The organism is Algoriphagus confluentis, assembly GCF_036245625.1.
In the GTDB taxonomy this organism is placed as follows: domain Bacteria; phylum Bacteroidota; class Bacteroidia; order Cytophagales; family Cyclobacteriaceae; genus Algoriphagus; species Algoriphagus confluentis.
The window spans coordinates 73,304-88,435 of record NZ_BTPD01000012.1; the positions used below are offsets into that span (position 1 = coordinate 73,304).

The 15,132-nt window shown below is 44.5% G+C and carries 11 protein-coding genes and 1 tRNA gene; 9 read left to right on the plus strand and 3 right to left on the minus strand.

Annotation, left to right across the window (positions count from 1 at the left end; genetic code table 11):
• The first annotated feature begins 1 nt into the window (after nt 1).
• Nucleotides 2–928 carry an aspartate carbamoyltransferase catalytic subunit gene (locus AAA943_RS17200; RefSeq protein WP_338225521.1) on the plus strand — a complete coding sequence of 309 codons (927 nt, stop codon included), beginning with the start codon at nt 2–4 and terminating at the stop codon, nt 926–928.
• Nucleotides 929–1,027: 99 nt separating this feature from the next.
• Here AAA943_RS17200 and AAA943_RS17205 read toward each other — a convergent pair whose 3' ends face one another.
• Nucleotides 1,028–1,630, minus strand: coding sequence for a hypothetical protein (locus AAA943_RS17205; protein WP_338225522.1), 603 nt, complete (start codon nt 1,628–1,630; stop codon nt 1,028–1,030).
• A 430-nt stretch (nt 1,631–2,060) separates the two neighbouring features.
• Here AAA943_RS17205 and AAA943_RS17210 point away from each other — a divergent pair, with 430 nt between their 5' ends.
• From AAA943_RS17210 to AAA943_RS17225, 4 genes are all read left to right on the plus strand, one after another.
• Nucleotides 2,061–2,780, plus strand: coding sequence for an ABC transporter ATP-binding protein (locus tag AAA943_RS17210; RefSeq protein WP_338225523.1), 720 nt, complete (start codon nt 2,061–2,063; stop codon nt 2,778–2,780).
• Nucleotides 2,773–4,401 (plus strand): putative ABC exporter domain-containing protein, encoded by a 1,629-nt coding sequence (locus AAA943_RS17215; RefSeq protein ID WP_338225524.1) that lies wholly within the window; start codon nt 2,773–2,775, stop codon nt 4,399–4,401. Before AAA943_RS17210 ends, AAA943_RS17215 begins: the two co-directional genes overlap by 8 nt.
• Before the next feature lie 115 nt (nt 4,402–4,516).
• Nucleotides 4,517–5,884 carry a pyridoxal-phosphate dependent enzyme gene (locus AAA943_RS17220; RefSeq protein ID WP_338225525.1) on the plus strand — a complete coding sequence of 456 codons (1,368 nt, stop codon included), beginning with the start codon at nt 4,517–4,519 and terminating at the stop codon, nt 5,882–5,884.
• A gap of 163 nt (nt 5,885–6,047) precedes the next feature.
• Nucleotides 6,048–6,707 carry a DUF2189 domain-containing protein gene (locus tag AAA943_RS17225; protein ID WP_338225526.1) on the plus strand — a complete coding sequence of 220 codons (660 nt, stop codon included), beginning with the start codon at nt 6,048–6,050 and terminating at the stop codon, nt 6,705–6,707.
• On the opposite strand, the gene AAA943_RS17230 is transcribed toward AAA943_RS17225, so the two are convergent.
• Nucleotides 6,685–7,413, minus strand: a complete 729-nt coding sequence (locus AAA943_RS17230) for a lysophospholipid acyltransferase family protein (protein ID WP_338225527.1) — start codon at nt 7,411–7,413, stop codon at nt 6,685–6,687. The genes AAA943_RS17225 and AAA943_RS17230 overlap by 23 nt on opposite strands.
• A gap of 313 nt (nt 7,414–7,726) precedes the next feature.
• Here AAA943_RS17230 and rpsA point away from each other — a divergent pair, with 313 nt between their 5' ends.
• Together rpsA and AAA943_RS17240 are read left to right on the plus strand one after the other, a co-directional pair.
• Complete coding sequence (gene rpsA, locus AAA943_RS17235; protein ID WP_338225528.1) at nt 7,727–9,496, plus strand: 30S ribosomal protein S1; 1,770 nt, start codon at nt 7,727–7,729, stop codon at nt 9,494–9,496.
• 161 nt (nt 9,497–9,657) lie between these two features.
• Nucleotides 9,658–10,254, plus strand: a complete 597-nt coding sequence (locus AAA943_RS17240; protein ID WP_338225529.1) for an outer membrane beta-barrel protein — start codon at nt 9,658–9,660, stop codon at nt 10,252–10,254.
• A gap of 44 nt (nt 10,255–10,298) precedes the next feature.
• Here AAA943_RS17240 and AAA943_RS17245 read toward each other — a convergent pair.
• A tRNA-Cys gene (locus AAA943_RS17245) sits at nt 10,299–10,369 on the minus strand.
• Nucleotides 10,370–10,736: 367 nt separating this feature from the next.
• On the opposite strand from AAA943_RS17245, the gene AAA943_RS17250 reads away from it, so the two are divergent.
• Nucleotides 10,737–11,999, plus strand: coding sequence for a c-type cytochrome (locus AAA943_RS17250; protein ID WP_338225530.1), 1,263 nt, complete (start codon nt 10,737–10,739; stop codon nt 11,997–11,999).
• A 42-nt stretch (nt 12,000–12,041) separates the two neighbouring features.
• Complete coding sequence (locus tag AAA943_RS17255) at nt 12,042–15,125, plus strand: TAT-variant-translocated molybdopterin oxidoreductase (protein ID WP_338225531.1); 3,084 nt, start codon at nt 12,042–12,044, stop codon at nt 15,123–15,125.
• Nucleotides 15,126–15,132: the final 7 nt, after the last annotated feature.

Sequence of the window (15,132 nt, forward strand, 5' to 3'; positions counted from 1 at the left end):
TATGTCGCAAATCAGCACCCGAAATCTGCTTGGAATCAAAGATATCACCGAATCAGACATTCAGCTGATTCTGGAAACGGCAGCCAATTTCAAAGAGGTCATCAACCGACCGATCAAAAAAGTCCCTTCTCTCCGCGACATCACCATCGCCAATATCTTTTTCGAAAACTCCACTCGTACCCGGCTCTCCTTCGAGCTGGCAGAAAAGCGACTCAGTGCCGACGTGGTAAATTTTTCCTCCTCCAATTCTTCTGTGAAAAAAGGAGAAACGCTCGTGGATACCGTCAACAATATCCTTTCCATGAAAGTGGATATGGTCGTGATGCGTCATGCCAGTCCCGGTGCCCCGCACTTTCTCTCCAGAAATGTCAAGGCCAATATCGTGAATGCGGGGGATGGTACCCATGAACACCCCACTCAGGCCTTATTGGACGCTTTTTCAATGAGGGAAAAGGTGGGAGATTTGGCAGGGAAAAAGGTCGCCATCATTGGAGATATCCTTCACTCTAGAGTAGCCCTTTCCAATATCTTTTGTCTTAAAAAGCTGGGTGCCGAAGTGATGGTCTGTGGTCCGATTACCCTGCTGCCCAAATACATCTCGAGCTTAGGAGTAAGGGTGGAATTGGATGTGAGGAAAGCCTTGGACTGGTGTGATGTAGCCAATGTGCTCAGAATCCAACTTGAAAGGCAGCAGATCAAGTATTTCCCAAGTCTCAGAGAGTATTCCTTGTACTACGGGATCAATAAAAAGATGCTGAATTCTTTAAACAAAGAAATCGTCCTGATGCACCCGGGACCGATCAACAGAGGGGTCGAGTTGAGTTCGGATGCCGCTGACTCAGCTCAATCCATCATTTTGGAACAAGTGGAAAACGGAGTGGCTGTACGGATGGCCGTACTCTATCTTTTGGCTGGAGCCAAAGGCTAGGATTAGTAGACATAAAAAAGGCAACAGATCAACTCCAAGGTGACCTGCTGCCTTCTTTTACACTGGATTCTTTTCCGCAGGAGAGTTCTTAACCGGCATTTACTTTCCCCACCTTCCTCCCCCAAGAAAAAAACCAAGTGTAAAGCCAAAATACTCGTTGACAGCAGTGCCAATAGTCTCTCCATTGATGTTTTGAAGATCGCTGCTTGGTACAAAATTGTACTCTGCTCCCAGACGGAATTTACCTAACTCCACACCGGCCCTAAGCATGGGTGCCCAAGCAAAATCCGCTTCCAAATTACCGATATCTTCAGGAGCATCACTTGTATCTACGTCCACGCTGCTAAAACCATAGTAGCCAAAACCTGCTCCCAAGTAGGGGGCCACCCGGCTGTTTCCTTTATTGAAATAATAGTTCAGCGTACCGACAATTGAAGCATTTACGCCAAGTTCGCCTTCGTATTGTTCAGGGTCATTAAAATAGACCACATCTTTGGCCAGTCCTGCGATTCCTACTCTGACGCCAAAGGCCAGGTTGCTTTTGACTAAAATTTGAGGTTCCAGATTCATCAAGGCTCCAATACCCCCGTCTTTGGGGATCGCAGCACCTAAATCCATCTGAAATCGGAACCCACCGTCTCTTTGTGCTGCCACTTCTTGCACACTTGCCAGAAGAAAAATGGCAATGATCAGTTTTTTCATGTTTGAATAAGGATTGTTGATTGTAAAAAAGAACTGGTAGTGAAAATAACGATTATTTATATCCGTACTTCTTCAAATTGCCAAATTTTGTTAGACTTCACCTCGACTTGATTCTACATAGCTCACCAACCGTCCCTCGGTGTCGGTTGGTTTTGTTTTTGGGAAAGGGTAGAAAAACAGGTTCAGCCGCATTTTCCTCCCCCCCCGTAACTCCTCTGAATTCCGGTGAGTGAGTCTGGAGACTGCGCATGTCCCCTTCATTTTTGGACTTAGGTTAAAGTATTGGATATGCCAAATAACTATTCTAAAAATAGAAGAGTTAAATCAAAAGTCCGTGTTTTTCCTCATTGGTAATGAAATCTTGTCATTGGTCAGGGACATGTTTGGGAAAAAGCGGGGATCTGTTCATTTTTCGAAAAATTAAGCTCCAATGCTGACAGTTACCAATCTGATTAAAAAGTACGGCAAGCAAAATGCGGTTGACAATATTTCGTTCCATCTGGACGGTGGAGAAGTAGTCGGTCTATTAGGTCCCAACGGGGCGGGAAAGAGCACGACCATGAAGTGCATTGTGGGCCTGCTTCGCAAAACAGCCGGGGAAATTACCATCGGTGGTTACGATCATCTGAGTGTGGAGGCAAAGCGGTTTTTCAGCTATATTCCGGAAACTCCCTATGTCTATGATTTGCTGACGGTATACGAGCACATGCAATTTGTAGCTCAGGCCTATGGGGTGAGGGCTTGGAAGCCGAGAGCTCAGGAACTTTTGGAGCTTTATGAGCTTGACGACAAGCAAAAAAAACTGGGTAGGGATCTTTCTAAAGGCATGCGGCAAAAAGTATCGATCTGCTGTGCACTTCTGCCCGATCCTCAGTTGTTATTCTTTGACGAGCCGATGATCGGTTTGGATCCTAAAGCCATCAAAAATACCAAGCAGGTCTTCAGAAATCTCAAAGAAACCGGAAAGACTATTTTGGTGTCTACTCACCTGATCGATAGTGTGGAGAGTATTGCTGATCGGGTAATGATCATGAAAAATGGGCAAATTATCGGAAACGACACTATCGAAAACCTGCGCTTTCAAGCCGCAGAAGGTGGAGAAGGGTTGAGTTTGGAGGATTTGTTCTTAGAATTGACCAAGGATGAATGAGGTGAAACTTTTGCTCCGAAAGGATTTTTGGATCCTCAAAAACAATTTGTTGCTGATTCTGAAAAACCCGGTCAGGCTGATTCCTTATGGGGTCATGGTAGGGTATTTCTTTTTTATTTATTCCCAACGAATGAAAGACCGGGCCGAAGAGTCCTTTTCTGGGCAGAATTTGGATGCTTTGGGGGAGGTAGATTTCGGGATGAGGAATCTCATCGGAGGGGTGACTCTTTTGGCTTTGGCTTTTTTACTCTTTCAGTTGTATCGAGCGACCAAGAAAAATGTAAGTTTTTTCAAAATGGCAGACGTGAACCTGCTCTTTACTGCTCCGGTCAAGCCTGAGAATCTGCTTTTGTACTATATGGGTAGATCGATTCTTCCTTCATTGGGAGGATCCTTAATTTTTATGGCCTATGGGGGTAGTCAGATGGCTGGTACTTTTGCTTTCAGCTGGGACAATGTCGTTTTCCTGTTATTGGGATTTGCATTATTCTTTTTTATGATTTTCCCGATCCGTTTTTTGGTCTACACCCTTCACACCAAATACGGAATCATGGATTATATCCGCGGAGGAATTGTAGGAGTAGGGGTTATGCTGGCAGCAATGATATTGATTCCGGGATTGCAGGCGGAGAAGTTTTGGCAGGGGATGTTTGCCTGGATTGCTTCGCCATGGTTTGACTTCTTTCCTCTTGTAGGTTGGAGCAAGGGTATCTTCGGCTACCTTCAGCACCAAAATTGGATTTTGGCATCTGGCTTTGTCGCCTTGTATGGATTGACCTATTTCACGGTGGTGATGCTGGTCATCCGGCATTCGGGATACTACTACGAGGATGTACTTGAGGCGACTAAAAGCAACGAAGACAAACTTGAAAAAGCGCGAGGAAAGCAGGAAGTAACGGAGGATACTTACAGCCTCAATTCCAAAAAGCAATTGGCTTTACCGGAATTTGGAGTTGGAGCTAAGGCTTTTTATTGGAGAAATTATGTACACAGCAGTCGACAGGATTTTCATCCTTTGGTGGGAGTTTATACATTAGGAATGGCGGTATTGGGGATACTTTTTGCAGGCTTGTCCCGATTTGACTGGTTTTCGCATAAGGTCTTTTATTTCTATCTGTTTTTCATGCTTGTGTTTTATTTCCTGGCAGGTATCGGGAGGGCAAATATTGGAGATCTAAAGAAGCCTTGGTTCATTTTGGCTCCGGCAAGTTGGTCTTCCAAATTTTGGAATATGATCAAGTTGGACTTGCTGCAAACGCTGATCTTTTCTCTTTTGCTCATTTTGCCATCCGTTTTTCTGGCCAAAATCAGTCTGGGATTGATTCTGATTTTTCCTTTGGGGATGATCTTTTCTTACCTGATCGGATTGGGAATCAACCTCATTCCTCAGGTGGGCTTGGAAGAAAGTTGGGATCGATTTCTGATTAAGCCTTTGATGATTGGAGGGATCTTGCTCTTTGGCTTGGCGCCGGCTGGGATTCTTTCCATTATCATCTTTGCAGTCACTGATCAGTTTGTCTATGGCTTGTTGACCTTGGTTATCGGATTTTCCTTTATCGCAGCGATTTTGGTCCATGTAACCATGGACATTCTCAAACGATTGGAGTTTAAGGAACTGTAAAGTCGATCAGCTGAAATCCACTTCCTCTTAACAAAATATTATTTGGTCAGAATCCCGTCTTTTTTCCTACGGCTGGAAAATTCCTGTAATTTTGAGCATCCAAATGTAACTGACTATGATTTACAACTCCATCATTGAAACCATCGGAAACACCCCGATGATCCGTCTGAACAAGCTTGCCAAAGACATCAAAGGGGAAGTCTTGGTGAAGGTAGAATACTTCAATCCGGGCAACTCCATGAAGGATAGAATGGCAATCAAGATGGTGGAGGATGCAGAAAAGGCAGGAATCCTGAAGCCGGGAGGTACCATCATCGAAGGGACCTCTGGAAATACAGGAATGGGCTTGGCCCTTGCCGCGGTAGCTAAAGGATACAAATGCATTTTTACCATGGCGGACAAGCAGTCCAAGGAGAAAATTGACATCTTGAAAGCTGTGGGAGCGGAAGTGGTGGTTTGTCCAACCAATGTGACTCCCGACGATCCGAGATCTTACTATTCAGTGGCCAGAAAGCTGAATGCCGATATTCCGAATTCATTTTACCCCAATCAATACGACAACCTGTCCAATACAGCGGCTCATTATGAGACTACTGGGCCTGAGATTTGGAAGGATACCGAAGGAACAATCACCCACTATGCAGCAGGCGTAGGTACAGGAGGTTCTATGTGCGGTACGGCTAAATTCCTCAAGGAGCAAAATCCCTCCATCGTGACGGTAGGGATAGATACCTACGGCTCCGTTTTCAAAAAATATAAAGAGACTGGGATTTTCGATGAAAAGGAGATTTACCCTTACCTCACCGAGGGGATTGGGGAAGACATTTTGCCAAAAAATGTCGATTTCAGCCTGATTGATCATTTTATCAAAGTAACTGACAAAGACGCTGCAGTAATGACTCGGCGTCTCGCTCGGGAGGAGGGGCTCTTTGTGGGCTGGTCCTGTGGGTCGGCGGTGCACGGAGCCTTGGAGTGGGCCAAAGAAAACCTGAAAGAAGGGGATCGGATGGTCATCATTTTGCCGGATCACGGTACTCGCTATTTGGGTAAAGTGTACAATGACGAATGGATGCGAAATCATGGTTTTCTGGAGGACAAAACCTACGCTACTGCCCGGGATATCATCGCTCAACGCAATGGAAGCTATGCTTTGCTTGCGGTGAAAAAGTCAGATTCGGTCAAAGAGGCCATTGCTCTGATGAATGGGAAAAGTGTCTCTCAGATCCCAGTCATGGAAAACGACGAGGTGGTAGGATGCCTTACCGATAACAAGTTGCTCTCCAAAATCATTGATAATCCAAGTCTGAAAGATGGCCAAGTAGCTGATGTGATGGAGGATTCCATGAAGTTTGTGGCCTTGGATTCTTCTTTGGATGTGCTTTCTTCCATGGTAGAAAAAGAAAAAGCAGTGCTTGTCCGGGATTCTTTGGACAAAATCCACATCATCACTAAGCACGACATTCTGGAAGCCTTCACAAAATGATCGAATTGGAAAATTCCAAGATAAAAGGATTTTTAAATTTTCCTGATGAGCACATTCTTCTTTGGACTGATTGTCAAAAGCACCAAAGTCTAAAATCAAGAATCTGATATTTTGGATATCGGAACTCTGAATTTTCCATCAGTTTAAAGAAAGCGTTTTAAAAATGATGACTCAAGCTAAGATCCAAAAATTATTTCAGCAGTATCCTGAATTCAGTATTCAGGAGGCATTGAGCAAGGGCTGGGAACTTTTCAAAATCCAGCCTGCGCTTACTTTTTTGTATTCCTTGCTCATTTTGGGTATTTCGGCGGGATCCTCTGTTTTTTTGAAGGACTACAGCCTTTTCATCAGCATTTTGATTTCTCCGCCTTTGACTGGAGGGTTTTTCTTGGTAGCCAATCAGCTTAGCCGAGGTTTGGAGGTTCAATTGCCCGACTATTTCAATGGCTTTTCCTATTGGGGAATTCTCATAGTGACTTCTCTGGTTTCCGGTATCTTGACCTTTTTGGGAATAATTGCTCTGATTCTACCCGGGATTTATTTAGGCGTGGCATTTACCTTTGGGATTCCTTTCGCCCTGTTTTCAGGCATGGATTTTTGGAATTCTCTAGAGCTTAGCCGAAAGCTGATTACCAGAAATTGGTGGAAGTTTTTCGGGTTTATCCTCGTTTTGATTGGGATCAATATCCTGGGGCTGCTGTTTTTTGTGGTTGGGGTTTTAATCACCTTGCCGGTAAGCTATTTTGCGGTATATGCAGTTTTTGAGAAGCTGACTGCGGAGGCTTTGGCTGATTCAGGGCCTACTCATGAGTCAGAAGCATAGCCTCCAGCCGGTTTCGGCACTTTTCGGTAAACTCATTCACGGCTGTTTCTGAAGGTTGGGGAGGAAAAATCGGGTCAGAAAAGTAGATCCTGACTTTTCCCGGTCGGAGTAAAATCGATCCCCGCTTCATGATTCGGTCTGCCCCGATCACCGCCATGGGAAGGATGGGGATTTGGGTGTCAATGGCCAATCGGAAGGCTCCTTTTTGGAAAGATAGCAGAGTATCTCCGGAGTCATTTCGGGTTCCTTCCGGGGCCACGACCACGGAGATTCCTTTTTCCAATATGCTGATCAACTTTTCCAAGCTTGCCCGTCTGGATTCTACCGAGCTTCGATCTACCCAAATGGCCAATTTGCCTACTACCCATCCGAAAAAGGGAATTTTGGACAGTTCCTTTTTGCCCAAAGCCCGCAACTCCTGAGGGATAGCCATGGGGATAACAGGTGCATCGATAAAAGAACGGTGATTGAAAATATAGATGTATGGCTTGCTTCTGTCTATCCGCTTTTTACCTTCTACTTCAAACCGAACTCCTGACAAAAATGCCCAAATCCCGGCCCAAAGTCGGATAAAAACAAAAGAAATCCGGTCTCCCCTCGAGTGTACAAGAATCGGCAGGACAATGAATAATCCCAACAGCAACATGAGGAAGATAAATACCAAGGCAGAATACAGGGTATAAATCCACTGAAAGAACTTGATCATCCGGAAATATCGTTATTTTTGGGTTCGTAAATTATCCTTTAACTCTTTGCTTGCAGGTCCCGCTTTTGCGGGACTTTTTTTGTTTGGGACTTCAAGTTTAGAGGGAATGGGGAAAATTTACAACGGATGGAGAATACTTCTCCAAAGACCCACATTCATTTTTATGCTTTACTGACTTGAAATAAAAGAAAATCAGTACCTTTGCAGTCCGTTCGGGTGAACGGCTCGTTTTGTGTGTGCAAAGCGTTGATTCCTAACCAAAAAACTTCAGCCGGATGACTCGACGGCTGAGGCCAATCAGAGTCAATTTTATATGTCTAGTTCAAAAGAATTTAACTGGGAAAACTTCGAGACCAAAGGCTTCGGAGAAGGCTATTCCAAAGAGCAGCGCGAGCAAATGGCCGCGATGTACGAAGGAACCCTCAATGAAATCACCGAAAAAGAGGTGATCAAAGGGGTGGTAGTAGGAGTAAACGAAAAGGATGTGATCATCAATATCGGCTTCAAGTCCGATGGATTGGTACCTCTTTCCGAATTCCGTGATGTAGCTGGCATCAAGCCAGGCGATGAAGTGGAAGTATTCATCGAAGAGCAGGAAAACGCCTTGGGTCAGTTGATCCTTTCCCGTAAAAAAGCAAAAATCGTCAAAGCTTGGCAGGACATCGAGAGCGCTCTTGAGCACGACAGCGTGATCGAAGGTCTGGTGAAGAGAAGAACCAAGGGTGGTTTGATCGTAGATATCTACGGTGTAGAAGCCTTCTTGCCAGGTTCTCAGATCGACGTGAAGCCTATCAGAGATTTCGATATCTATGTAGGCAAGAAGATGGAAGTGAAAGTGGTGAAGATCAACCACGCCAACGATAACGTAGTCGTTTCTCACAAAGTCCTCATCGAGAAGGATCTCGAGAAGCAAAAAGCAGAAATCCTCAACAACCTGGAAAAAGGTCAGGTATTGGAAGGAGTGATCAAGAACATGACCAACTTCGGTGTATTCATCGATTTGGGTGGTGTGGACGGATTGCTACACATTACCGATATCTCTTGGGGTCGTATCAACCATCCGGAAGAAGTATTGCAGTTGGATCAGAAAGTTCAGATCGTTGTATTGGACTTCGATGACGACAAGAAGAGAATTTCTTTGGGTATGAAGCAGTTGACTGCTCATCCTTGGGATTCCTTGGCTGCCAACTTGGAGATCGGTTCCAGAGTACAGGGCAAGATCGTGAATGTAGCTGACTACGGAGCATTCTTGGAATTGGCTCCTGGAGTAGAAGGTTTGATCCACGTATCCGAAATGAGCTGGTCTCAGCACTTGAGAAACCCGGCTGACTTCGTAAAAGTAGGTGACGAAATCGAAGCGGTTGTTTTGACCTTGGACAAAGACGAAAGAAAGATGTCTCTTGGCATCAAGCAATTGACTGAAGATCCTTGGACTAAGGGTGACATGTCTACCAAATATGCGGTAGGTACCAAGCATAAAGGTGTAGTAAGAAACTTGACCAACTTCGGTCTCTTCCTTGAATTGGAAGAAGGTATCGACGGTTTGGTTCACGTATCTGACCTTTCTTGGACCAAGAAAATTAAGCACCCATCTGAGTTTGTTAAAGTAGGTGACGAGTTGGATGTAGCTGTTCTTGAACTTGACGTTGAAAACAGAAGATTGGCTCTAGGTCACAAGCAGTTGGAAGAGAACCCATGGGATACTTTCGAGACTGTATTCCCGGTAGGTTCTGTTCACAAGTGTACCGTAGTTTCCAAAAACGACAAAGGAGCTGTACTTGAGCTTCCTTACGGCTTGGAAGGCTTCGCTACAGTGAAAAATCTGGAGAAAGAAGACGGTTCTCAGGTAGAAGTTGGTGAAGCTTTGGACTTCCGAGTGACTGAATTCTCCAAGGATGACAAGAGAATTGTACTTTCTCATACCGCTACTTTCAGAGAAGAAGCAAAGGCTGCTAAGAAGGCTGCTGCTCCAAAGAAAAAAGGTAACGAATCTGTAGATATGCCTGCACCAGCAGAAAAGTCTACTTTGGGCGACCTCGATGCTTTGGCAGAATTGAAAGAAAAAATGGAAGGTAAAAAATAAGGCTTGAGGCTTTAGACTCAAGAATTAATAATAGAAAACGCCGGCTGGAAAGTCGGCGTTTTTTTTGGGTTGTAGCACTGGAGGGTTCATTTTCGTGATACTTCTAATGAATTGAAAATTGGGAGAGATTATAGATTTAAAAAAAATGACTTGATAGACCTATGAGAAAATACTTTTTGGTGCTGGGCTTTTGCTTTTTGGGGATTGCTGCTTTCGGGCAATCGAAGTATGCTATAAAATCCTTTGGGGGGATTTCAGGTTCTAGGGTAGCTACTACGGAGGATTATTTAGGCTTTGGTTCGGTGGATATGCGGGAATTTTTCGAGTTTGGGATCATCCTTTCCAGAAAAATGGGAGATAGGTTTTCTTTTAATTCCGGGGTTTCTTATCTGAGTTCCAAGGTGGATTTTATCGCAGGTAGCAGTTGCATCAATTGTACCCAGATTGTAATCGCTCACAATCCGGATTTTAGCATGGTCTCAGTGCCAATTTTCGCTGAATATGCCCTTGGAAAGGTGTTTTTTGTCAGTGGGGGACCGATTATTGATTTTCAGCTTAGCGAGCGTAATAACTTTGATGATCTCAGTGGCCTGGGATATTTTGTGGGGATGGGGGCCAAGATGAAATTGAGATCTTTTGATCTTTCGCTTCTTCCCAATTATAAGCGGCATGGTGTAGTCCCTTTTGAAAAAAATGAGGGGGCAAAGTATATTCTCCAAGAACTTGGAATACAACTCAGGGTAGGGTATAATTTTTAGATAAAAAGCAAAAAGCATTCACCGGAGTGAATGCTTTTTTGTTGAGGTCGCGAGCGGATTCGAACCGCTGTACAAGGTTTTGCAGACCTCTGCCTAGCCACTCGGCCACGCGACCCTTTGTTTTTAGGAATGCAAATGTAAAGATTATCTTTTCAGAGACCAAGAGCTGTACTTTTATTTTCCTTTGCACTCTCCATTGTCTTTAAGATTTTTTATTGGTATAAAAAGGCAGTTTTATGGAATTGAGTTGATTTTCAGGGCTGTACGATTTCGAATCAAAAATCACATTATTTATATTGATTCTAAATTAGTAAACCTCTTGAAATTAAGTTGCAATAAGCTGGAAATCAGTAAAATAAAGCCTGAATCTTCCATTAGCTTATACTTTTCTCCATCTGGAATTCATATTTGAAAAATTAGCGTCCGATACTACCTTTGCAGGGGTTATTGAGACCGTTAAAAACTATTTAATTAGCTATTATATGTTATCCAACCGCTCGTTAGTAGGGATTCGATTAAGTTTCCAAATGCTGGCCGTGTTGTTTTTCTTGCTGGTCGGAACTTCTGCTTATGCAGCCGATCCATCGGTGGCAGACACCGAAGAGGCAATCTCAGCAGGAAAGACTGTATTTAATGCCAACTGTAAGCAATGCCACAAGCTGGATCAGAAATACACTGGACCAGCGCTTAGAGGTTCTTCCGAACGCCAACCCATTGAAGTGGTAAAGAGCTTTATCAAAAATTCTCAGGCTGTCATTGCTTCAGGTAATGCTTATTACAGTAACCTGTACAAAGAGTACAATAACACTGTGATGCCGTCTCACGAATTCTTGACCGATGACGACTTGAACAACTTGTTGTCCTACATTGAGTATGGTGACAAAGTAGATCCAGCAGCCGCTGCTGCTTCGGGTACAGACGGTGCTGCCACTGCCGGAGGGGGAGGAGGGATTCCTAATGAATACCTAACCTTGATCCTAGGCGTGCTTGTGCTTGTTCTTTTGTTGATTCTTGTCGTGTTGGGATTGATCATCTCTGTATTGACCAAGTATCTCAACAAGCAGGGACTCGAAGAAGACGATCAAGAGTTTATCTCCCAAAAAACTGATTTTGGAAAAGTATTTAAATCGGACGCGTTTATCATCATCGTTACCGCTTTAGTGGTGGCTTTGGTTGCGAAAACGGCTATTGACGGCTTATACAGTGTAGGTGTGCAGCAGGGTTATGCCCCAGCTCAGCCTATTGCTTTTTCTCATGCCCTTCATGCCGGACAATATGAGATTGCCTGTCAATACTGCCATACCGGAGTGGAAATCGGAAAATCAGCCAATATTCCTTCTGCCAATATTTGTATGAATTGCCATATGCATATTCAAAATGTGGGCGGTAAAGAGGGAATTTCCTCTGAAATCCAGAAAATTTACAATGCTATAGACAATAATCAGCCCATCGAATGGGTAAGAGTTCACAATCTTCCCGACTTGGCCTACTTCAACCACTCACAGCACGTAGCTGTAGGCGGTATCGAGTGTCAAACTTGCCATGGTCCTATCCAGGAAATGGAAGTGGTAGCTCAGCACAGCTCATTGACTATGGGTTGGTGTATTGATTGTCACAGACAAACAGAGATTGCCACAGAAGGCAATGTCTACTACGAAAAACTGGTTCAACTTCACTCAGACTCTAAAGATGCTTTGAAAGTAAAAGACATCGGAGGTTTGGAGTGTGCGAAGTGCCACTATTAATTATTCCTTATCCTTTTAGCTAATTCATTCCTAGAAATAAAAATGAAGGAAAATAAAAAAACCTACTGGAAAGGGCTCGAGCAACTCAGCAACGATCCGGAGTTTGTGAAGAACGCAGACAGGGAATTTCCTGAATTACCATCCAGTTTGTCCGAAGAAGGAAGTGCTTCCCGAAGAGATTTTCTGAAAATGATGGGATTCAGCTTGGCAGCTGCTTCATTGGCCGCTTGCGAAGCACCGGTGCGAAAGGCCATCCCTTATGTCAATAAGCCGGTGGATATCAACCCATCCATTCCGAACTATTACGCATCAACTTTTGCCGCTGGCGGTGATTATGCTGCCGTGGTGGTGAAGACGAGAGAAGGCCGTCCGATCAAAATCGACGGAAACGAACTTTCTCCCGTAAATAAAGGAAAAGTCAGTGCTATCGTCGAAGGTTCTGTCCTTTCTCTATATGACAAGCAGCGCTTCTCTGACCCCATGGTCGGTGGTCAGAAGTCTGATTGGGCCACAGTAGACGGAGAAGTAAAATCCAAACTGGCTTCTGCAGGTACAGTAAAGATTGTGGCCAACACCATCCTTTCTCCTTCTACCTTGGAAGCGCTTCGCTTATTCTCTGACAGCTTTGGCGGGGCGGAAGTCATCATGTATGACCCTATTTCCAACTATGGAATCACAAAGGCCTCCGAAACCTATTATGGTTCTGCAGTTCTTCCTTCCTATTATTTTGACAAAGCGAAAACCATCGTATCCTTTGGTGCTGATTTTCTAGGTACTTGGATTTCTCCGATCGAATTTGCTTCAGCTTATGCAAAAACAAGAAAGATCACCAAGGAAAAGCCTGAAATGTCCAGACATTATCAGTTTGAATCCAATCTTTCTTTGACCGGTGCCAATGCAGATTACCGTACTCCGATCAAGGCTTCTCAGTCTGGATTAGCTGTTTTGGCCTTATACAATGCTATTGCTTCAAAAACAGGAGCACCTGCAGTTTCTGCTCCAAAAGTAGAAATTGCACACTTGGATAAAGCCGCCAATGATCTTTTGGCTTCCAGAGGTTCCTCATTGGTCGTTTCTGGATCCAATGATCCGAACGTCCAAGTAGTAATCCATGCGATCAATGAATTGCTCGGAAATACCGGGACCACTGTAGATTTCTCAACTCCTGCTCATTTCAGAAAAGGAGATGATGCCAAAATGAATCAGTTTGTGACAGAACTGAAAGCTGGAAGAATCGGAGGGGTGGTGTTCTACAACTGTAACCCGGTGTATGACCATGCAAGAGGTGCTGAAATTGCTGAGGGTATCTCCAAGGCAAAGGTGAGCATCGCCACCAATGGTACTATGGATGAAACCTCCTCTTTGGTACAGATTGTGGCTCCTGATCATCACTTTTTGGAGTCTTGGAATGATTATGAGCCCAAGTTGGGACATTTCTCCTTGGCTCAGCCAACCATTTCTCCACTATTTAACACCCGTCAGGCTCAGGATTCCTTCCTGACTTGGGCTGGTTCCAATAGTAATTTTTATGATTTCCTAAGGACCAACTGGGAATCTTCTGTTTTCACTCAAGTGGAGACAGGTGGTGATTTCCAGGAATTCTGGGATACGTCATTGTATAACGGAGTGGTTGCCCTGAATAAAACAGCCCTTTCTGTTTCGGCTTCCGGAGATGTGGCTGCAGCCGCTGCAGAAGTGGCCAAAGCCTACAAAGCAGACAACGCTGGTGCTGAATTGGTGGTTTATTCCAAGGTAGGTATCGGAAACGGTGCATTTGCGAACAATCCTTGGCTTCAGGAAATGCCTGACCCGATCACGAAAGCCACTTGGGATAACTATCTGACCGTGTCTCAAGCATGGGCTTCAGAAAACGGAGTAACCATGGTGGAAGAAAACACCAAGAAAGCGCAAATAACGGTCAATGGAAAGTCTTTGATCGTTCCCATTTTGATTCAGCCCGGTCAGGCTAATGGCACTTTCGGATTGGCCTTGGGCTACGGAAGAACCAAGGCAGGTCGAGTTGCTGATGGTGTTGGGGTAAATGCCTACGACCTACTGGACGCATCCAAAGGTTTTGTCAATTTTGATATCATCGCCGGGGTAGAAGTTGCCGTCACGAGTGACTCCTATAAAATTGCAAGAACGCAGACGCATCAGACCTTCATGGGGCGTGAAAACGTCATCCAGGAAGCCACTTTGGCTGATTATAAACAAGATGCTTCAGCAGGAAGATATAAGCCGAAAATTTACAAGGATGGAGAATTCGTAAAACCTTCCAAGATTTCTCTTTGGAAAGGACACCAGTATAGCCAGCACCACTGGGGCTTGGCTATCGATATGAATTCCTGTATTGGTTGTGGTGCTTGTACGATTGCCTGTCAGGTAGAGAACAACGTAGCTGTAGTCGGAAAACAAGAAGTGCTTAACCGAAGAGAGATGGCTTGGATCCGTATCGATCGGTACTACTCTTCAGACGCTCCAGCTGATGATTTGAGAGGGATGGAAGTGGCTGCAGAGAATCCGGAGGTAACCTTCCAGCCGATGATGTGTCAGCAATGTAACAACGCTCCTTGTGAGACAGTATGTCCGGTGGCTGCCACGACTCACTCTTCCGAGGGTCTAAACCAAATGACCTACAACAGATGTATCGGTACCCGATATTGTGCAAACAACTGCCCGTATAAAGTACGTCGATTCAACTGGTTCAAGTATCATGACAACAAGGACTTTGCTGGAGTGAACGTCGCTCAAAATGATGACTTGGGTAAAATGGTCCTTAATCCCGACGTGACCGTGCGCGTAAGGGGTGTAATGGAAAAATGTTCCATGTGTGTGCAGAGAATTCAGGCTGGAAAGCTGACTGCAAAGCGTGAGAAGAGAAAAGTTCAGGATGGAGAAATCAATGTAGCCTGTGCGGTTGCTTGTCCTACTGATGCTTTGGTATTCGGAGACATGAATGATCCTAGCAGTCGAGTATCCCAGCTTCTGAAAATCGAGGAGAATTCTACTTCTGCCTTGAAGGAAGTGGGAGAAGAGCGAGCGTATCATGTGTTGGAAGAGATCAACGTTAGCCCTAACGTTTGGTACTTTACCAAAATCAGAAATAAAGAGAAAAACGAAGCGTAATCATAAT